This window comes from Nocardia asteroides, from assembly GCF_900637185.1.
GTDB classification, from domain to species: domain Bacteria; phylum Actinomycetota; class Actinomycetes; order Mycobacteriales; family Mycobacteriaceae; genus Nocardia; species Nocardia asteroides.
Genome location: NZ_LR134352.1, coordinates 1,934,065 through 1,953,323, shown reverse-complemented (window position 1 = coordinate 1,953,323; position 19,259 = coordinate 1,934,065). Strand labels below are relative to the sequence as shown.

Below are 19,259 nucleotides of genomic sequence, written 5' to 3'. Positions count from 1 at the left end.
GACCTCGGCTGGTTGTCGTATCGTTGACCGGGTGACCAGCAGTGCGCGTATCGATCGGGATCCGTCGGCTTCACCGGATCCGGCCACGGTCGCCGAGGTGATCCGGTCCCGGCGCACGTCCGGGTCCCGCGACGACGGGAACCGCCTCGCGCTCGTGATCGAGGGCGGCGGTAGTCGCGGGGTCTATTCCAGCGGCATGGTGCAGGCGCTCGAGGAACTGGGCCTGTCCGCGGTGTTCGACGCGGTCTACGGCACCTCGGCGGGGGCCATCAACGGCGCCTGGCTGCTGTGCGGACGCGCGGCGACGGGCATGCGGTCCTGGACCGACGCGACGATCATGCGTCGCGTGGTCGACCCGGTCCGCATCCTGCGCGGGCGCCCGGTCTTCGATCTGCGCTATCTGGTGCATCAGGTCTACGACGGCATCGAGCCGATGGACTTCCCCGCGATCCTGGCCAATCCCACCACCTTCCATCCCATCGCCACCGACGTCCGCACCGGCCGGTCGGTCGACCTCGGACCCCACATCGTCGACAAAACCACGTTGATGACCGCGCTACGGGCCTCCGCGGGCCTACCCCTGCTGGCCGGTCCCCCGGTCGATCTGGGCGGGCGCAGCTACTTCGACGGCGGCCTGTCCGAGACCGTGCCGATCCGCACCGCCGTGGCGGCCGGTACCACGCACGCGCTGGTGCTGCGGACCCGCCGCTCCGACGAGATCCGCCCGCCCGCGCCCCTGCTGCACCGCATCGTCGGCGGCGGCTACATGCGGGCCATCGCGCCCGGCGCCTTCCGCGCCTGGTCGCAGCGTCCCGGTCAGCAGGCCGTGGAGGACGACTTCCTCGCCGGCCTGGGCGAACAGGTCCTGCAGGTGCACCCGCCCGCGGGCGCCCCCGCCATCGACAGCGCGGCTCGCGACACCGACCTGCTCACCCGCGCGCTCGAGATCGGCCGCACCGCCGTTCACTCGCTGCTCGGCGCCCAGCCCCGCCTGGCCTGACCCCGCCGAAGCCTGCCGTCGCGTGCGCCGACCCTCCCCCTACACTGCTGACGTGGAACCGATCGAGATCAACGCAGGCTCCTGGTATCTGCGGGCCCTGCGCGCCGACGAGCGCATCGACGACCGTCCGGCCCTGGCCGACGGCGGCGTCACCGATCCCGGCTACGTGGCCACCCGCTCGGCCCAGTGGGCCGACGAATCCCACTTCTCCTGGGCCGTCTGCGTCCCGACGACAGCCGAGCTGGTCGCCGAGATCGGCGTGACCCCCGGCCCCGACGGCACCGCGACGGTCACCGGCTGGGCCCGCCCCGGCGAAGACGAGGCCCTGGCCGCCGGCCTGGCGTCGGTCCACCGCTTCGTCACCGGCGCCCTCGGCCTGACCGCCGCCCCCGCCTGAACGCCGCCCCGCCTGAACGCCGCCTCGCGTGAACACCGCCCCGCCTGAACGCCGCCCTGCCTGAAGGCGGCTCCCGCTTGAGGGCCGCCCCTGCCTGAGGGCCGCTCCCGCCTGAGGGCCGCATCAGCAGTGGCGTCCCGCCTGAGCGGCGCAGGAACGCCGCTCCCGGCGCGACCTCGCCGCTGTGATGCTTGGCGTCGCACCGGCCCGCACCGGCAGTCCACCGCGCGCGCGTGCCTTCGTCGTCGGCACACGTTGCCCGACCACCGCTCCGCCGCAGCGGTGCCCCCACCGAGCAGCAGGCACGCGTCAGCCGGCGCGCAGGCGTCACCACGGTGATGTCCGGCGTCGCACCGGCGCGCACCGGAAGTCCCCCGCGCGCATGCCTTCGTCGCCGGCACACGTTGCCCGACCACCGCTCCGCCGCAGCGGTGCCCCACCGAGCAGCAGGCACGCGTCAGCCGGCGCGCAACGTCACCACGGTGATGTCCGGCGGCGCACCGACCCGGACCGGCGGTCCCCACGCGCCGATGCCTCGGGTGGTGTACAGCTGCATGTCGCCGATTCGGCTGTGCCCCCACACGGTGTCGTTGATCCACCGGACCGGATACATCAGCGGCCACATCTGACCGCCGTGGGTGTGTCCGGACAGTTGCAGGTCCACCCCGTGCTCGCTCGCCGCCGTGCCCTGCAACGGCTGATGCGCGAGCAGCACGGTGAAGCGGCCGGGATCCTGTCCCGCCAGCGCGGCCGCCACGTCGGGCGCCGGATCGGTGGCGTCGAAGTCGTAGACCCCGGCGATGTCGATGGTCGCGCCGCCGACTGTCAGCGGAGCGCGGCTGTTGCGCAGCGAGGTCAGCCCCAGCTTGTCGTAGTAGTCAAGCCAGCTGTCGGGCCGGTTCACATACCCTTCGTGATTACCCGCGACCACGAATTGCCCGTATTTCGAGCGCAATCCGGCCAGCGGGTCGATGTCGCCGCTGACGTGTCGCACCGCGCCGTCGAGCAGATCGCCCGGCAGCACGATGACATCGGGCCGCTGCGCGTTGACCAGATCGACGACGCGCTGGGTGAAACCGGAACCCCGCGCGGCACCGACGTGGATGTCGGCGACGACCGCGACCCGCAGCCCGTCGAATTCCCGCGGCAGCTGCGCGAAGGCGAGTTCGGCCTCGACCACCCGCAGCCGCTCGGCCTCCGTGACCCCGTAGGCCACTGTGCCGAGCGAACCGAGAAGCACCACCACCGACAGCACCCGGACCAGCCGCCGCCGATCCCGGTACTTCGCCAGCCGGGCCACCAGCAGCACGAGCCCGGCCCCCAGCAACCCGATCCCGAGGTAGAACAGCACCGCGAGCCAGACTTCACCGAACCAGACGATCGGCCGGATCGGCGCCGGCGAGTAGATACTTCCCGCACCGACCGCTACGAACGCCGGGATCCACAGCAGCACCAGCACGATCCCGGCGGCACGGCGCGCGGCGGTGCCGAGCCCGGTCGCGACCACGAAACGCCGGTACAGCAGCACGTGTACGAGGCCGAGGACCGCGCCGACCACCAACATCTGGAGCATCCGCACATCGTGCCATCACACCCGGTCGCCACGGTGTGCCGCCGCTGACGGTCACCGTGGCGTACCCGCTGTGCTACAGCCGCTCTCGCGTGAGGACCGCGTCCAGCGCGTCGACCGCGTGCTCCAGCTCCTCCTCGGTGACCGTCAGCGGCGGCCGGAACCGGATACCGCGCGGACCGGTGCCGAGCAGCAGTACGTGCTGGCGTTCCCGCAGGGCGGTCACCACCCGGTCCCGCAGATCCGGGGTGGCCAGGGTGATCGCGCACATCAGGCCGCGCCCGCGCGGTTCGCTCACCTTGTCCGGGTGCGCGGCGGCGAGCTGGCGGAGCTGGTCGAGCAGGTAGGCGCCCAGCGGCACCGACTTCTCGATCAGCCGGTACTGCTCGATCACCTCGAGGATGCGCCGGGTGCGCACCATGTCGGTGAGGTTGCCGCCCCAGGTGGAGTTGAGCCGCGAGCTCACCCGGAACACATTGTCGGTGACCTCGTCGACCCGTCCGCCCGCCATGATCCCGCACACCTGGGTCTTCTTGCCGAAGGCCACGACATCGGGCCGCACCCCCAATTGCTGGTAGGCCCAAGTGGTTCCGGTCATGCCGACGCCGGTCTGCACCTCGTCGAGGACGAACAGCGCGTCGTTGTCGTGACACAGCCGCTGCATGGCGCCGAGGAACTGCGGCCGCAGGTGCCGGTCGCCGCCCTCGCCCTGGATGGGCTCGGCGATGAAGCAGGCGATGTCGTGCGGATGATCGGCGAAGGCCTGCGCGGCCTGGGCGACGGCCCTGGCTTCCAGGGCGGCGATGTCGGGGCCGGCGAAGGTGTGCGGCGTCTCGATGCGCGGCCAGTCGAACTTCGGGAAGCGCGCGGTCTTGACCGGATCGGTGTTGGTGAGCGACATCGTGTAGCCGCTGCGGCCGTGGAAGGCACCGGTCAGATGCAGCACCTGGGTGCCGAGTTCCGGTGGGCGGCCGTGCAGTTCGTTGTGCCTGCTCTTCCAGTCGAAGGCGACCTTGAGCGCGTTCTCCACGGCGAGGGCACCGCCGTCGACGAAGAACAGGTGCGGTAGGTCGGGGTCGCCGACCACGCGGACGAAGGCCTCGACGAAGCGGGCCATCGCCACCGTGTACATATCGGAATTGCTCGGCTTGTTCAGCGCGGCGGTGGCCAGTTCGGCGCGGAAGCGGTCGTCGCCCGCGAGCGCGGGATGGTTCATCCCGAGCGCGTTGGAGGCGAAGAAGCCGAACATGTCGAGGTAGGCGGTGCCGTCTCGCTCGTCGATCAGTGTCCGGCCGTGCGACTTGTGCAGGTCGAGCACCAGCTCGAAGCCGTCCGCGAGGATGTGCGAGGACAGGATTTCGTGGACCCGGTTGGCGGGGGTGACCGCCGCGCCGGGGCGCTCCAGTTCGATGGTCACAAAACCGAGGGTACGCAAATATTTACGGAACCTCTACAGAATCGCGGAACAATTACGAGGAATCGTTACCTGTCGTAGAATGTCTGCAGAATGATGGTGCTGCGCGTCCGCACGTTCGCGGTGGCCCTGATCTCCTGCAGCAGCTGTTCCAGGTGCCGCGGGGAGGCCACCCGGACCAGCAGGACGTAGCTCTCCTCGCCCGCCACCGAGTGGCATGCCTCGATGCCGGGGATGTGCTGCAACAGGGCGGGCGCGTCATCGGGCTGGGACGGGTCGAGAGGAGTGATCGCGACGAACGCCGACAGCAGATGCCCCAGCGCCTCGGGATCGACATGGGCCGCGTATCCGCGGATCACCCCGCGCGCTTCGAGCCTGCGCACCCGCGACTGCACCGCCGATACCGAGAGGCTGGCCTTCTCCGCCAGATTCGACAGCGTGGCGCGACCATCGGTCATCAGTTCTTTGATCAATAGTCGGTCGATGTCGTCGAGCTGGGGTCTAGCCGGTGTATCCGCCATCAGCGAAGGCTAGCTCAGCGCGGGGGTCGCGCGGGGAAAACTTCTTTCTGTTCCCCCACCGAATTCCACCGAACTTTTCCGTGAGCCGTACCAATGAGCAGAAGGTGAGCAGCGATGACCGACACGGTGACCGAGCACTTCTCCGAGCAGCTGACGCTGCGGGCCACGGCCCTGCTGCGCGGCCTGGGCGCCGCCGTGCCCGAGCCCGGTGACCTGCTCGCCCGCACCCCCATCTCGGGCAGCGTGCTGCTGCCCCTGGCCGCCGACACCCCCGCCGAGGTCGACGCCGCGATCGGCCGGGCCGCCGCCGCGTTCCGATCCTGGCGCGCGGTGCCGGCCCCGGTCCGGGCCGCGGTCGTGCGCAAGCTCGCCGAACTGCTGGTCGCGCATCAGGCCGAGCTGGCCGAGCTGGTCACGCTGGAGGCGGGCAAGATCGGCGCGGAGGCACTGGGCGAGGTCCAGGAGATGATCGACGTCTGCGAGTTCGCGATCGGCCTGTCGCGCCAGCTCTACGGCGCCACCATGCCTTCCGAGCGGCCCGGCCATCGGTTGATGGAGACCTGGCACCCGCTCGGCGTGGTCGGGGTGATCTCGGCGTTCAACTTCCCGGTGGCGGTGTGGGCGTGGAACACCGCCATCGCGCTCGTCTGCGGCGACACCGTGGTGTGGAAGCCCTCGGAAACCACTCCGCTGACGGCTCTGGCCTGTCACACCCTGCTGCGGCGCGCGGCCGTCGAGGTCGGCGCCGATCCCGAAGTGCACCAGCTGATCCAGGGTGGCGCCACGATCGGCGAGACGCTCGTCGAAGACCCCCGCGTCGCCCTGCTCAGCGCGACCGGCTCGGTGCGCATGGGCGCCATCGTCGCCCCGCGGGTGGCGGCCAGGTTCGGCCGCTGCCTGCTGGAGCTGGGCGGCAACAATGCCGCGATCGTGGCGCCGAGCGCGGATCTGGAGCTGGCGGTGCGCGGCATCGTGTTCGCGGCGGCGGGTACCGCGGGTCAGCGCTGCACCTCGCTGCGCAGGCTCATCGCGCACCGCTCGATCGCCGATCAGCTGGTCGAGCGGCTGGCGGCGGCGTACGGCCAACTGCGCGTGGGCAATCCACTCGACGACGGGGTCCTCGTCGGACCGCTGATCGACGAGCGCGCCTACACCTCGATGCAGAAGGCGCTCCAGCAGGCGCAGGCCGCGGGCGGCGAGATCGTCTGCGGCGGTGAGCGCGTCGAGCTGGTCGGGCCCGACGCCTACTACGTGCGGCCCGCGATCGTGCGGATGCCCGCGCAGACCGACCTGGTGCGGGAGGAGACCTTCGCGCCGATCCTCTACGTGCTCACCTACGACGAGATCGGTACCGCCGTCGACCTCAACAACGCTGTGCCGCAAGGCCTCTCCTCGGCGATCTTCACCCTCGACCAGCGCGAGGCCGAGCTGTTCCTGGCCGGCTCGGACTGCGGTATCGCCAATGTGAACATCGGCACCTCGGGCGCGGAGATCGGCGGCGCGTTCGGCGGCGAGAAGCAGACCGGCGGCGGCCGCGAATCCGGCTCCGACTCCTGGAAGGCCTACATGCGCCGGGCCACCAACACGGTCAACTACTCGACCGAGCTGCCGCTGGCTCAGGGGATACATTTCGGCTGATCGGAAACCGATTTCGTCATTCGCACCGCGCCGTGTACAGTGGTATTTACGACGCGGGATGGAGCAGCTCGGTAGCTCGCTGGGCTCATAACCCAGAGGTCGCAGGTTCAAATCCTGTTCCCGCTACTAGGCGAAAGCCCCGGAGTTTCGACTCCGGGGCTTTCGTCGTTCCTAGGGTCGCCCGAGGCGCAGCGTCCAGTTCCCGCGATAGTGCAGCCGGGTGACACTCGCCGGGGGAACATCGATGCGCCAGAACGACTTCGGCGGCGCGTCGAGCACCACCAGCAGCACCGCGCGGATCACCGCCGGATGCGTCACGGCCACCGTGTCGCGGCCCGCCGAGGCGATCTCGGCCAGCCAGAACCGCACCCGGGCCACCAGGTCGGTCACCGATTCGCCACCGTGCCCCCGGAATTCGGGATCGGTGAGCCAGGCCAGGAGCTGATCCTGGGCCAGGCCGCTCATTTCGGTGCCCCGCCATGCGCCCGCGTCGAGGTCGCGTAGCCGGGCATCGCGCTCGCCGACCAGTCCGAGTGTGTCGGCGGTCTCCCTGGCCCGGCGTTCCGGCCCGGTCAATACCTGCGCGTCGAGCAGCGTCGAGCATGCCCGCACCGCGGGCAGGCCCGACTCGTCCAACGCCTCGTCGACCGGGAACCGCGCCTTACGTACCGCCTCCGTCAAGCCATGGCCGACGAGGTCGACTCTGAGCACCGTTTGCACGAGTGCCCAGAGTAGCGCCGGTCACAATCGCGCCGTCACCACCCCGGCGACCAGCGGCGTCGCGCACCGTCCTTGTCGGAGGGCCGGTGCACACTGAAGGGCATGGATCGGTTCTCCCCCGCCACCGCGCAGTGGTTCGACGGCGCCTTCCCCGGCCCCACGTCGGCCCAGCTCGGCGCGTGGGACGCCATCTCCGCCGGGCAGCACACGCTGGTGGTGGCACCGACCGGGTCCGGCAAGACGCTGTCGGCGTTCCTGTGGGCGATCGACCAGCTGGCCACCAGGCCGCCCGCCGAGCCGGACGAGCAGCGCGGTACCTCGGTGCTCTACGTCTCGCCGCTCAAGGCGCTGGCCGTGGACGTGGAGCGCAATCTGCGGGCGCCGCTGGTGGGCGTCACGCAGACGGCCAAGCGGCTGGGGCTGGACCCGCCCGCGATCACGGTGGGGGTGCGGTCCGGTGACACCACGCCCGCGCAGCGCCGGGCGATGCAGCGCACGCCGCCCGACATCCTGATCACCACCCCGGAGTCGCTGTTCCTGGTACTCACCTCCGCGGCCAGGGAGACCCTGGCGCAGGTCGGGACGGTCATCGTCGACGAGGTGCACGCCATCGCCGGTGGCAAGCGCGGCGCGCATCTGGCGCTGTCGCTGGCCCGGCTGGACCAGCTCACCGAGCGGCCTGCGCAGCGGATCGGCCTGTCGGCCACGGTGCGCCCGCCCGAGGAGGTCGGCCGGTTCCTGGTGGGGTCGGCGCCGATCACCATCGTGCGCCCGCCCGCGCCCAAGACCTTCGACCTGTCGGTCCGCGTCCCGGTCGCCGACATGACCGATCCCGGCGACTCCGACCAGCCGGGTTCCATCTGGCCGCACGTCGACGAGGCCATCGTCGACCTGGTCCTCGAACACCGGTCCTCCATCGTGTTCGCCAATTCGCGCCGCCTCGCCGAACGGCTCACCGCCCGGCTCAACGAGGCCTACGCCGCCCGCCTGGGCGAACCGGTGGACACCGAGCACGCGCCACCCGCCCAGCTCGGGCCGTCCACCGAGGTGATCCACGGCGCCGATCAGCTGCTGGCGCGGGCCCATCACGGCTCGGTCAGCAAGGAGCAGCGCGCGCTCATCGAGGACGACCTCAAGAGCGGGCGGTTGCGCTGCGTGGTGGCCACCAGCAGTCTCGAGCTCGGCATCGACATGGGCGCGGTGGACCTGGTGGTGCAGGTGGAGGCGCCGCCGTCGGTGGCGGGCGGGTTGCAGCGGGTGGGCCGGGCCGGGCATCAGGTCGGTGAGGTGTCGCGGGGCGTGCTGTTCCCCAAGCACCGCACCGATGTGGTGCACTGCACCGTCGCCGCCCAGCGCATGCTGGCGGGCGAGATCGAAGCGCTGCAGATCCCCGCGCATCCGCTCGACATCCTGGCCCAGCAGACCGTGGCCGCCTGCGCGCTGGAACCGATCGATGTGGACACCTGGTTCGACATCGTCCGCGCCACCGGCAGTTACGCCAACCTGCCGCGCTCGGCCTACGAGTCCGTGCTCGACCTGCTGGCCGGCCGCTACCCCTCCGACGAGTTCGCGGAGCTGCGCCCGCGGGTGGTGTGGGACCGCGACGCGGGCACCCTCACCGGCCGTCCCGGCGCGCAACGGCTGGCCGTCACCTCCGGCGGCGCCATCCCCGACCGCGGCATGTTCGCGGTGTTCATGGTGGGCGAGAAGGCGTCCCGGGTGGGCGAACTCGACGAGGAGATGGTCTACGAGTCCCGCGTCGGCGATGTGTTCGCCCTCGGCGCCACCAGCTGGCGGATCGAGGAGATCACCTTCGACCGGGTCCTGGTCTCCCCCGCGTTCGGCCTGCCGGGCCGGCTCCCGTTCTGGCACGGCGACAGCCTGGGCCGCCCCGCCGAATTGGGTGCCGCGCTGGGCGAATTCGTGCGCGACGCGGGCCAGGTGAGCGCCGACGAACTCGGCCGCATCGTCGCCGGAATGGGCACGGTGCCCGACGCGGACACCCCGGCGACCGGCACCGCGGCCGAGGGTGGGTCCCGGCCCGGCCACGCCGGTTCGGCTGCCCGCGCGACGTCACGCCGGGCCGAGGCGAGTCCCGAATTGAGCAAGCCGGGGGCCCGCCTCGACCACCTGGTACGCACGGCCGGGCTGGATCAGAACGCCGCGGCGAATCTGGTCGGCCTGCTGGAGGAACAGCGTGGCGCCACCGGGCAGCTGCCGACCGATCGCACGATGATCGTCGAACGGTTCCGCGACGAGCTCGGCGACTGGCGGCTGGTCCTGCACTCCCCCTACGGCACCCCCGTGCACGCGCCGTGGGCACTCGCCGTCGGCGCCCGCCTCCAGGAGCGGTTCGGGATCGACGCCGCGCCCACCGCCTCCGACGACGGCATAGTGGTGCGCCTGCCCGACACCACCGACGACCCGCCCGGCGCCGAACTGTTCGTCTTCGAACCCGACGAGATCGACGACATCGTCACCGAACAGGTCGGCGGGTCGGCGCTGTTCGCGTCCCGGTTCCGGGAGTGCGCGGCCAGGGCACTGCTGCTGCCGCGCCGCGACCCCGGCAAGCGGGCCCCGCTGTGGCAGCAGCGGCAGCGCTCGGCCCAATTGCTCGATGTGGCACGCAAGTTCCCGGATTTCCCGATCCTGCTGGAGACGGTCCGCGAGTGCCTGCGCGACGTCTACGACCTGCCCTCGCTGCGCGATCTGCTCACCCGGGTCGCCCGGCGCGAGGTGCGGCTGGTCGACGTGGAGACCGCGAGCCCGTCCCCGTTCGCCAATGCCCTGCTGTTCTCCTACATCGGCCAGTTCCTCTACGACGGCGACAGCCCCCTCGCCGAACGCCGGGCCGCCGCCCTGGCACTGGATTCGAGCCTGCTCGCCGAACTGCTCGGCCGCGTCGAACTGCGCGAACTCCTCGACCCCGCGGTCATCGCGCTCACCGAACGCGAACTCCAGCGCCTCACTCCCGAACGCTGGGCCCGCGACGCCGAGGGCTTGGCCGACCTGCTGCGCCTGCTCGGCCCCCTCACCCCGGCCGAGGCCGCCGCCCGCTGTGTGCGACGCGACGGCACCGGTCCTCACGAGGCCGGGCAGCCGCATCAGAGCACAGCGGGCGGCGCGCACCCGCCGGCGGCCGACAGCGCGGCGCACACCACCGACGAGGCGACCGACTCCCCGCACGAATCCGGCGGTGATCAACCGGCCGGCGAAGCGTCCGTCCCGGACGACGACCTCCTCGCGGTCTCCGATGCCCCCGTGTGGTTCACGCAACTACGCGATTCCCATCGCGCACTGGAGGTTTCGTTCGCGGGCCGGACCTGGTGGGTGGCGGTCGAGGATGCCGCCCGCCTGCGGGACGCGCTCGGGGTCCCGCTGCCGATCGGTGTGCCCGCGGCCTTCATCGAGCCCGTACCGGATCCGCTCGGTGATCTCGTCGGCCGCTATGCCCGCACCCACGCACCGTTCAGCACCGCCGACGTCGCCGCGCGCTTCGGCCTCGGCCCGGCCGTGGCCGCCACCGCCCTGCACCGGTTGCTCGCCGAGAAGCGGGTGGTGGAAGGCGAATTCACGCCCGCGACGGCGGGGACGGAGTGGTGCGACGCCCAGGTGCTGCGCCGGCTGCGGCGTCGCTCGCTGGCGGCCGCCCGGCACGAGGTGGAGCCGGTGTCCACCGCCGCGCTGGGCCGTTTCCTGCCCGCCTGGCAGCACGTCGGCTCCGGCGAACTGCGCGGCATCGACGGCGTCGCCACCGTGGTGGAACAGCTGGCGGGCGTTCCGATTCCGGCCTCGGCCTGGGAATCGCTGATCCTGCCGATGCGCGTGCGCGACTATTCCCCGGCCATGCTCGACGAGCTGATGGCCACCGGCGAGGTGATCTGGTCCGGCCACGGCGCCATCACCGCCCGCGACGGCTGGATCGCCCTGCACCTGGCCGACCAGGCCCCCTTCACCCTGCCGCCGCCCGACGAGATCGATACCACCGAAGTCCAGCTCGGCTTGCTTGCCGCCCTCGGCGCCGACCTCGAACCGTGGCCTCCGGCTCGCGCCCCTGGGGCCCGGCCGGTCGAGCTCGACACCGAGTCAGCGCCGACCGGGAACGGCGCCGATCCGGCTGACGTGCGCCGCGACCTGGCTCCTCGCGCGTCCGCTCCATCATCAGACGACGGCGACCCGAGCCCCGGCGACAACGCTCCGGCGATCCGGCTGCCGGCTTCCCTGCACGGCGGCGGCGCGTTCTTCTTCCGCCAGCTCTCCGATGCCACCGGCCTGCTGGACGACAAGGCCGTCGGCGACGCGCTCTGGCAGCTGGTCTGGGCGGGCTACGTCTCCGGCGACACCTTCGCCCCCGTCCGCGCGCTGCTGTCCGGCACCGCCCGCAGCACCACCGCGCACCGCACACCCCGCCGGGCACCGCGTGGTCGCGCCTACCTGCCGCGCCCGTCCATGCCCACCCGCAGCGGCCCGCCCACGCTGGCCGGGCGCTGGTCCATCCTGCCGGAACGGGTGCAGGACAACACCTTGCGCGCGCACGCCACCGCCGATCAGCTGCTCGAACGCTACGGCGTGCTGACCCGCGGCGCGGTGCAGAACGAGGGGGTGCCGGGCGGTTTCGCGCTGATGTACCGGGTGCTCACCGAGTTCGAGGATCGTGGCCGGTGCCGGCGCGGCTACTTCGTCGACACGCTCGGCGGCGCCCAGTTCTCCACCACCGACACCGTCGACCGGCTGCGCTCCTTCGACACCGAACGCGGCACCGACAAGCCCGGTGTCGCGCTGGCCCTGGCCGCCTGTGACCCGGCCAATCCGTACGGCGCGGCACTGCCATGGCCCAAGGGTGACGCCGAGGGCGGGCACCGGCCCGGCCGCAAGGCGGGCGCGCTGGTGGTATTGGTCGGCGGCGACCTGGTGCTCTATGTCGAACGCGGCGGCAAGACCCTGCTCAGCTTCACCGAGGACCCGGGGCTGCGCAGGCTGGCCGCGAGCGCCCTGGCCGGCCTGGTCACCGACCGCAGGGTCGACGGCCTGGTGGTCGACAAGATCAACGGGGAGACCGTGCACGGCAACACCTTCGCCGACCTGCTGGTCGAGGCGGGTTTCTCGATGACGCCGCGCGGGTTGCGGCTGCGCAGGCAGGTGTAGCCGGATGCCCGAGGGCGACACCGTCTTCCGCGCGGCCGAACGGCTGCGCACCGCGCTGGTCGGCAAGACGCTGACCCGCAGCGACTTCCGGGTGCCCCGCTTCGCCACGGTCGATCTGGTCGGCGAGCTGGTCACCGAGGTCGGCAGCTACGGCAAGCACCTGTTCATCCGCACCGACCGGGTGAGCATCCACACCCATCTCAAGATGGAAGGCGTGTGGCGGGTCTATCACTGCGGTCAGCGCTGGACGAAGCCGCGGGTCACCGCCCGGCTGGTGCTGGCCAACGACGAGGTGGAAGCCGTCGGATTCTCCCTGGGCAAGGTCCAGGTGCTGCCGCGCGCCGAGGAGCACACCGTCATCGACCATCTCGGCCCCGACCTGCTCGGCCCGAACTGGGACGCCGCCGAGGCATTGCGCAGGCTCCGGCAGTATCCACGCCGGGCCATCGGCCCCGCCCTGCTCGACCAGCGCAACCTGGCGGGCATCGGCAACATCTACCGCAGCGAGATCTGTTTCCTGCGCCGGGTCCACCCGGCCACGCCGGTCGGCGAGATCACCGATCTGCCTGCCCTGGTCGACGAATCCCACCGGGTCCTCGGCAAGGCCGCGCATCAGCCGCCGTGGCGTGCGCTGGTGTACGGCCGGACCCGGCAGCCCTGTCAGCGCTGCGGTACGGCGATCGTCTCGCGCCTGCTCGGCGAGGACGACCCCGCCGATCGGGTCACCCAGCGCGAACGCGGCATCTACTTCTGTCCCCGATGCCAACCCGCACCGAATAACTAGACCGGTCGTCATACTCGAGCTACGCTGAGTTCGTGACCCCACGCACGGACTCCCGGCAGCGGTTCCTCGACGCGGCCGCCGACCTGTTCCACACCCAGGGCTATCACGCCACCGGCGTCAACCAACTGGTCAGCGCGGGCGGCGCGCCCAAGGGCTCGTTCTACTTCCACTTCCCCGGCGGCAAGGAACAACTCGCCGCCGAGGCCGTCGTCCAGTCGGCCGAGGCGTTGCGCGCGCTGCTCACGGCCGCGCTCACGGCGGGCGACATCGACGGCGTGTTCGCCGCGCTTTCGGCGATGCTCACCGACTCCGATTTCCAGCGCGGCTGCCCCCTGGCCACCATCGCGCTCGACGCGGGCGACAGTGAACCGATCCGCGCCGCCTGCGTCACCGGCTTCGACTCCTGGCACGACGCCATCGCGGAGTTCCTGCGCGCCAAGGGCATCGCCGACGACCGCGCCGACCAGCTCGCCACCGTCGCCCTGGCCATGCTCGAGGGCGGGCTGCTGCTCGCTCGCACCCACCGCGACCTCACCCCCTTGCGCACGGTCGCCGACCATCTGCGCGCCACCCTCGAACAGGAGTTGTCCTGATGCGTATCCACCACCTCGACGGCGGCACCATGCGCCCCTTCGGCGGCCGTCTCATGGACGGCATCGGCGGCATCACCCGCCGTGCCGAAATGGTCTGCCACTGTGTGCTGATCGAACTCGACGACCGCCTCGTCCTGATCGAGACCGGGATCGGTGAGGGCGCCGTCAGGCAGCCCGAGGTCTGGCTCGGCCGCCGCTTCATCCGGATGACCCGGCCCGTGCTCGACCTGGCGCACACCATCGCCCCCCGGATCGAGGCGCTGGGCTACCGCCGCGACGACGTCACCGACATCGTCCTCACCCACCTGGATCTCGACCACGCCGGCGGCCTCGCCGATTTCCCGCGCGCCACCGTGCACGTCTACGGCGAGGAACTGCGCGCCCTCGACGGCGATTTCGGGCTGCGCGAGAAGTTCCGTTACCGCGCGGCGCAATTCGCGCACGGGCCGCGCTGGGAGAGCTACGACGAATTCGGCGAGCCATGGTTCGGATTCGACGCGGTGCGCCAATTGCGCGGTCTCCCACCGGAACTGTTGCTCGTTCCGCTGGCCGGGCACACCCGGGGCCACGCCGGAATCGCGATCGACACTGGCGCGGGCTGGAAGTTCGCGGTGGGTGACGCCTACTTCCACCCCGGCCAGCTCGACCTGGAGCACCCGCACCAGCCGCCCGGCGCCGCCCTGTTCGAACGGCTCGTGCAGACCGTCGGCCCGGCCCGGATCGACAACCAGGAGCGGCTGCGCGAGCTGCTGCGCGGCCACGGCGCCGAGGTCGAGGTGTTCAGTGCGCACAGTGCCGTGGAACTGCGCGCACTGCAGGGCACGACGGTCTGACTCAGCGGTCCTGCGGCACCGGTTCCAGCAGCTGCGGGCGCGGTTCCGGCGCCGCGGCCCGCAGCGCGTCGGCCGAGATGTCGTCGGGCTGGGTCTGCGACTCGATCTCGGCGCGCACCCGCGCCTGATAGGTGGTGACCTCCCGGTCGATCTCGTCGGCGTCCCAGCCGAGCACCGGCGCGACGAGATGGGCGACCTGTTCGGCGCAGTGCGCGCCGCGATCGGGGTATTCGATCGAGATGCGGGTGCGCCGGGCCAGGATGTCGTCCAGGTGCAGCGCGCCTTCCACCGCCGCCGCGTACACCGCCTCCACCTGCAGATAGGCGGGCGCGTCGGTGATCGGTTGCAGCAGTTCGGGTTTGCCCAGCGCCAGCGACAGCACCTCGTCGACCACCGAGCCGTAGCGGTCGAGCAGGTGGGTCATCCGGTACGGGTGCACACCGTGGTGTTCGGCCAGCTGCACGGTCTGGTTCACCAGCGCGAAGTAGCCGTCGGCGCCGAGCAGGGCCACCTTCTCGGTGATCGACGGCGACACCCGGGCCGGAATATCCTGTGCCGCTTCGTCCATCGCGTCCGCGGCCATCACCCGGTAGGTGGTGTACTTGCCGCCCGCGATGCTCACCAGGCCCGGCGCCACCCTGGCCACCGCGTGCTCGCGGGACAGCTTGGAGGTCTCGTCGCTCTCCCCGGCCAGCAGCGGGCGCAGGCCCGCGTAGACGCCGTCGATGTCGGCGTGGGTCAGCGGGGTGACCAGCACGTCGTTCACCCGGTCGAGCAGATAGTCGATATCGGCCTTGGTGGCGGCGGGATGGGCCAGGTCGAGGTTCCAGTCGGTGTCGGTGGTGCCGATGATCCAGTGCGCGCCCCACGGGATGACGAACAGCACCGAGGTGGCGGTGCGCAGGATGATCGCCGCGTCGCTCACGATGCGGTCGCGCGGCACCACGATGTGCACACCCTTGGACGCGCGCACGTGGAACCGGCCGCGCTGCCGCGACAGGCCCTGCACCTCGTCGGTCCACACCCCGGTCGCGTTGATCACCACGTTCGCCCGCGCCTCGGCGGTACGGCCGTCCTCGGTGTCGCGCAGTTTCACCCCCACCACCCGGTCGGCCTCGCGCAGGAAGCCGACGACCTGGGTGGAGGTGCGGATGACCGCGCCGTAGTGGGCGGCGGTGCGGGCCACCGTCATGGTGTGGCGGGCGTCGTCGACGACGGTGTCGTAATAGGTGACACCGCCGATCAGCGAATCCCGGCGTAGACCGGGCGCTAGCCGCATCGCCCCGTGGCGGGTCAGATGATGCTGTCCCGGAACGGATTTCGCGCCGCCCATGGTGTCGTAGAGGGTCAGCCCGGCCGCCACGTACGGCCGCTCCCACACCCGATGGGTCAGCGGGTACAGGAAGCGCAGCGGCTTCACCAGGTGCGGCGCCAGCGTCGACAGCGCCAGCTCGCGTTCCCGCAGCGCCTCCCGGACCAGGCCGAACTCGAGTTGTTCGAGATAGCGCAGCCCGCCGTGGAACATCTTCGACGACCGGCTCGACGTGCCGGAGGCCAGATCGCGGGCCTCGACCAGCGCCACCGACAGACCCCGGGTGGCCGCGTCGAGCGCGATCCCCGCTCCCACCACGCCACCGCCGACGACCAGTACGTCGAACTGGTCCTTGCCGAGCCGCTCCCAGGCGGTGCGCCGCTGGTCGGGCCCGAGCCGGCCGGGACCGAGCCGATTGCCCGCGACCAGCTCGCCGGGGTGCAGGAACGGAGATTCGGGTGTCTGCGACATGCTCGACTCCTCGCCGCCGACCACGGAGGCCGGTCCTCACCGACAGTGGGTCGGCACCGGTGGCGGTTCCGGCGCCGCTGCGTACCTCCCCAACGTAGTGCCCCCACGCCTCGCGTGCGGTATTCGGCGGGGCGCGCCTCCCGGCTTTCGGTAGCCTGCACCAATGCGTCGCTATGTGGCCGCCATCGACCAGGGCACGACTTCGAGTCGGTGCATCGTCTTCGACCGGCAGGGCCGGATCGTCGGGACCGCGCAGCGGGAGCACCGCCAGATCTTCCCGAAACCGGGCTGGGTCGAGCACGATCCGGCGGAGGTCTGGCGCAATACCGAGTGGGTGCTCGGCGCGGCGCTGGGCAACAGCGGCTGCTCGGCGGGCGAGCTCGCCGCCATCGGCATCACCAACCAACGCGAGACCACCGTCGTCTGGGATCGGCACACCGGGCAGCCGGTGTACAACGCCATCGTCTGGCAGGACACCCGCACCGACCGGCTGTGCGCCGAACTGGCGGGCGAGGCCGGTCCGCAGCGCTATGCCGAGCGCACCGGGCTGCCGCTGTCGACCTACTTCGCCGGGCCGAAGCTGCGCTGGATCCTCGACAATGTCGAGGGGGTGCGCGCCCGTGCCGAGGCGGGCGACCTGTGTTTCGGCACCATGGACAGCTGGGTGCTGTGGAAGCTCACCGGCGAGCACCTCACCGACGTCACCAATGCGTCGCGCACGATGCTGATGGATCTGCGCACGCTGCAATGGGATTCGCAGATCTGCGCGGAGTTCGGCATTCCGGTGTCGCTGCTGCCGCGCATCCGCAGCTCCTCGGAGGTGTACGCGGAGATCACCTCGGGCCCGTTCGCGGGCGCGCCGGTGGCCGGCATCCTCGGCGACCAGCAGGCCGCCACCTTCGGGCAGGCTTGCCTGTCGCCGGGCGAGGCCAAGAACACCTATGGCACCGGCAATTTCATGCTTCTCAACACCGGCACGACGCCGGTGATCAGCAAGCACGGGCTGCTCACCACCGCCTGCTACCAGCTGGGTGATCAGCCCGCGGTCTACGCGCTGGAAGGGTCGATCGCCGTCACCGGCTCGCTGGTGCAGTGGCTGCGCGACAATCTCGGCATCATCTCCTCGGCCGAGGAGGTGGAGCCGCTGGCCCGCAGCGTCGAGGACAACGGCGGCGCGTACTTCGTGCCCGCCTTCTCCGGCCTGTTCGCGCCGCGCTGGCGGCCCGACGCGCGCGGCGTCATCGCGGGCCTGACCCGCTTCGTCACCAAGGCCCACCTGGCCAGGGCCGCACTGGAATCCACCGCCTTCCAGACCCGCGAGGTGGTCGACGCCATGCGCGCCGACGCGGCCGCCCAGCAGCTCGACCTGGAACTGACCACCCTCAAGGTCGACGGCGGCATGACCGGCAACGACCTGCTCATGCAGTTCCAGTCCGACATCCTCGACGTCCCCGTTGTCCGCCCGGTCGTCCGCGAGACCACCGCCCTCGGCGCCGCCTACGCGGCGGGCCTGGCCGTCGGCTACTGGTCCGGCCTCGACGACCTCCGCGCCAACTGGACCGCCGACCACACCTGGACCCCCACCATGCCCGACGACGAACGCACCCTCCGCTACGCCGAATGGAACAAGGCCGTCGAACGCACCTACAACTGGGCCTGACGCGCTACCTCAGCCGAGGGCTGCCGCCCTTGCCAGGCGGGTGACGGCTTCGGTGAGGGTGGGTTCGTCGGAGGTGGTGAAGCACAGGCGCAGGGAGTTGCGGTAGGCGTCGGAGACGGCGAAGGCGGCGCCGGGGACGTAGGCGACGCCGGCTTCCAGGGCCGCGGGGAGCAGGGTGGTGGTGTCGGTGCCGTCGGTGAAGTCGGCCCAGACGAACATGCCGCCGGTGGCGTCGGTGCAGTGGACGCGGTCGCCGAAGGTGGCGCGGACGGCGCCGACCAGGGCGCGGGCCCTGGCACCGTAGGCGGCGCGAACCGAATCCACATGGGCGGCAAGCCAGTCCGTGTCGGTGAGCAGTTCGGTGGCGATCTGGTGGGTGAGCGCGGAACCGCACAGATCGGCGCCCTGCTTGAGCAGTTCGACCGCGCGACAGACCCGGTCGGGCGCGACCATCCAGCCCACCCGCAGGGCCGGGGCCAGGATCTTGGAGACACTGGAGAGCCGGATCACCTGGGCGGAGTAGGCCGCGACGGGCGCCGGGGCGGGCTGATCGAACCAGAGCTCGCCGTACGGGTCGTCCTCGATGACCCAGAACCCGTACGCCTCGGCCAGTTCCGCGAGCCGCCTGCGCCGTTCGGGCACGAGCGTCACGCCGCCCGGGTTGTGAAAATTCGACACGGTGTGCACGACGGCAGGCCGCTCACCGGCGGCCAGCAGCTCCTCCAGCACGTCCAGCCGCAGACCGTCGCGATCCAGCGGCACGGCCACGATTCGCGCGCCCGCGGCCCGGAACACTTGCAGCGCACCGACATACGCGGGATCCTCCACGATCACCAGCGCACCGGGATCGAGCAGCACCTCGGCCAGCAACGACAGCGCCTGCTGCGAACCGTGCGTGACGAACACCTCGTCCACCGGCACGGTCCGGCCGATCCGCGCGGACTCCCTGGCGGCGACGACCTCACGCAGCGCGGGCCACCCCGGCGACTCGGTGTACTGGAGCACCCCGGAGCTCGCCAGCGCGGTCGCCGAGGCGGCGGCGATCCGCTCGCGCGGCATGAGCGCCGCGTCGGGCAGGCCGCCGGCGAGGCTGATCACCTCGGCGCGCGCGGTGAGCTTGAGCAGGTCCCGGATCGCCGAGCTCTGCAGACCGGCGAGCTTGCCCGCGAGGGCGGGCGTGATCAGCGACATGGGAACCTCC

Annotated in this window: 14 protein-coding genes and 1 tRNA gene; 9 read left to right on the top strand and 6 right to left on the bottom strand. The window is 71.4% G+C overall.

All coding sequences use genetic code 11. From position 1 onward, the window contains the following. Window positions 1–31: 31 nt before the first annotated feature. The gene (locus EL493_RS09105) at window positions 32–1,000 is read left to right on the top strand and encodes a patatin-like phospholipase family protein (RefSeq protein ID WP_019045300.1); all 969 of its coding nucleotides are present in this window, start codon (window positions 32–34) and stop codon (window positions 998–1,000) included. Between the two features lie 52 nt (window positions 1,001–1,052). Next, window positions 1,053–1,397: a hypothetical protein gene (locus EL493_RS09100; RefSeq protein ID WP_019045299.1), complete on the top strand. Its 345-nt coding sequence runs from the start codon at window positions 1,053–1,055 to the stop codon at window positions 1,395–1,397. Between the two features lie 457 nt (window positions 1,398–1,854). On the opposite strand, the gene EL493_RS09095 is transcribed toward EL493_RS09100, so the two are convergent. The 3 genes from EL493_RS09095 to EL493_RS09085 all read right to left on the bottom strand — a co-directional run bounded on the left by EL493_RS09095 (window position 1,855) and on the right by EL493_RS09085 (window position 4,902). After that, a complete protein-coding gene (locus EL493_RS09095) occupies window positions 1,855–2,970 on the bottom strand; it encodes a metallophosphoesterase (protein ID WP_019045298.1) in 1,116 nt (371 codons plus the stop codon). Window positions 2,971–3,043: 73 nt separating this feature from the next. Beyond that, complete coding sequence (gene lat, locus EL493_RS09090; protein ID WP_019045297.1) at window positions 3,044–4,384, bottom strand: L-lysine 6-transaminase; 1,341 nt, start codon at window positions 4,382–4,384, stop codon at window positions 3,044–3,046. A 65-nt stretch (window positions 4,385–4,449) separates the two neighbouring features. Continuing rightward, window positions 4,450–4,902 (bottom strand): Lrp/AsnC family transcriptional regulator, encoded by a 453-nt coding sequence (locus tag EL493_RS09085; protein ID WP_030200325.1) that lies wholly within the window; start codon window positions 4,900–4,902, stop codon window positions 4,450–4,452. Between the two features lie 114 nt (window positions 4,903–5,016). Here EL493_RS09085 and amaB point away from each other — a divergent pair, with 114 nt between their 5' ends. Beyond that, complete coding sequence (gene amaB, locus EL493_RS09080; RefSeq protein WP_019045295.1) at window positions 5,017–6,540, top strand: L-piperidine-6-carboxylate dehydrogenase; 1,524 nt, start codon at window positions 5,017–5,019, stop codon at window positions 6,538–6,540. 52 nt (window positions 6,541–6,592) lie between these two features. Next, window positions 6,593–6,666, top strand: a tRNA-Met gene (locus tag EL493_RS09075). 45 nt (window positions 6,667–6,711) lie between these two features. On the opposite strand, the gene EL493_RS09070 is transcribed toward EL493_RS09075, so the two are convergent. Next, complete coding sequence (locus EL493_RS09070; protein ID WP_022567366.1) at window positions 6,712–7,260, bottom strand: histidine phosphatase family protein; 549 nt, start codon at window positions 7,258–7,260, stop codon at window positions 6,712–6,714. A 102-nt stretch (window positions 7,261–7,362) separates the two neighbouring features. On the opposite strand from EL493_RS09070, the gene EL493_RS09065 reads away from it, so the two are divergent. Genes EL493_RS09065 through EL493_RS09050 form a run of 4 tightly spaced genes read left to right on the top strand, consistent with a single transcriptional unit; the run spans window position 7,363 to window position 14,615 of the window. Further along, window positions 7,363–12,405 (top strand): Lhr family ATP-dependent helicase, encoded by a 5,043-nt coding sequence (locus tag EL493_RS09065; RefSeq protein WP_019045293.1) that lies wholly within the window; start codon window positions 7,363–7,365, stop codon window positions 12,403–12,405. A 4-nt stretch (window positions 12,406–12,409) separates the two neighbouring features. Beyond that, window positions 12,410–13,189, top strand: coding sequence for an Fpg/Nei family DNA glycosylase (locus EL493_RS09060; protein ID WP_019045292.1), 780 nt, complete (start codon window positions 12,410–12,412; stop codon window positions 13,187–13,189). A gap of 32 nt (window positions 13,190–13,221) precedes the next feature. Then, a complete protein-coding gene (locus EL493_RS09055) occupies window positions 13,222–13,782 on the top strand; it encodes a TetR/AcrR family transcriptional regulator (protein ID WP_019045291.1) in 561 nt (186 codons plus the stop codon). Continuing rightward, a complete protein-coding gene (locus EL493_RS09050) occupies window positions 13,782–14,615 on the top strand; it encodes an MBL fold metallo-hydrolase (protein WP_019045290.1) in 834 nt (277 codons plus the stop codon). Before EL493_RS09055 ends, EL493_RS09050 begins: the two co-directional genes overlap by 1 nt. 1 nt (window position 14,616) lies before the next feature. Here EL493_RS09050 and glpD read toward each other — a convergent pair whose 3' ends face one another. Continuing rightward, the gene (glpD, locus tag EL493_RS09045) at window positions 14,617–16,398 is read right to left on the bottom strand and encodes a glycerol-3-phosphate dehydrogenase (protein ID WP_022567364.1); all 1,782 of its coding nucleotides are present in this window, start codon (window positions 16,396–16,398) and stop codon (window positions 14,617–14,619) included. Window positions 16,399–16,561: 163 nt separating this feature from the next. Between glpD and glpK the strand changes: the two genes are divergently transcribed. Further along, window positions 16,562–18,058, top strand: coding sequence for a glycerol kinase GlpK (glpK, locus tag EL493_RS09040; protein ID WP_019045288.1), 1,497 nt, complete (start codon window positions 16,562–16,564; stop codon window positions 18,056–18,058). Between the two features lie 9 nt (window positions 18,059–18,067). Here glpK and EL493_RS09035 read toward each other — a convergent pair whose 3' ends face one another. Continuing rightward, the gene (locus EL493_RS09035) at window positions 18,068–19,249 is read right to left on the bottom strand and encodes an aminotransferase-like domain-containing protein (protein ID WP_019045287.1); all 1,182 of its coding nucleotides are present in this window, start codon (window positions 19,247–19,249) and stop codon (window positions 18,068–18,070) included. Window positions 19,250–19,259 lie beyond the last annotated feature (10 nt).

Bases quoted from the DNA above. Each gene is read 5' to 3' on its own strand.
- EL493_RS09095 (WP_019045298.1), bottom strand. From the start codon at position 2,970: ATGCTCCAGATGTTGGTGGTCGGCGCGGTCCTCGGCCTCGTACACGTG.
- EL493_RS09085 (WP_030200325.1), bottom strand. From the start codon at position 4,902: ATGGCGGATACACCGGCTAGACCCCAGCTCGACGACATCGACCGACTA.
- amaB (WP_019045295.1), top strand. From the start codon at position 5,017: ATGACCGACACGGTGACCGAGCACTTCTCCGAGCAGCTGACGCTGCGG.
- EL493_RS09065 (WP_019045293.1), top strand. From the start codon at position 7,363: ATGGATCGGTTCTCCCCCGCCACCGCGCAGTGGTTCGACGGCGCCTTC.
- EL493_RS09060 (WP_019045292.1), top strand. From the start codon at position 12,410: ATGCCCGAGGGCGACACCGTCTTCCGCGCGGCCGAACGGCTGCGCACC.
- EL493_RS09050 (WP_019045290.1), top strand. From the start codon at position 13,782: ATGCGTATCCACCACCTCGACGGCGGCACCATGCGCCCCTTCGGCGGC.
- glpD (WP_022567364.1), bottom strand. From the start codon at position 16,398: ATGTCGCAGACACCCGAATCTCCGTTCCTGCACCCCGGCGAGCTGGTC.
- glpK (WP_019045288.1), top strand. From the start codon at position 16,562: ATGCGTCGCTATGTGGCCGCCATCGACCAGGGCACGACTTCGAGTCGG.
- EL493_RS09035 (WP_019045287.1), bottom strand. From the start codon at position 19,249: ATGTCGCTGATCACGCCCGCCCTCGCGGGCAAGCTCGCCGGTCTGCAG.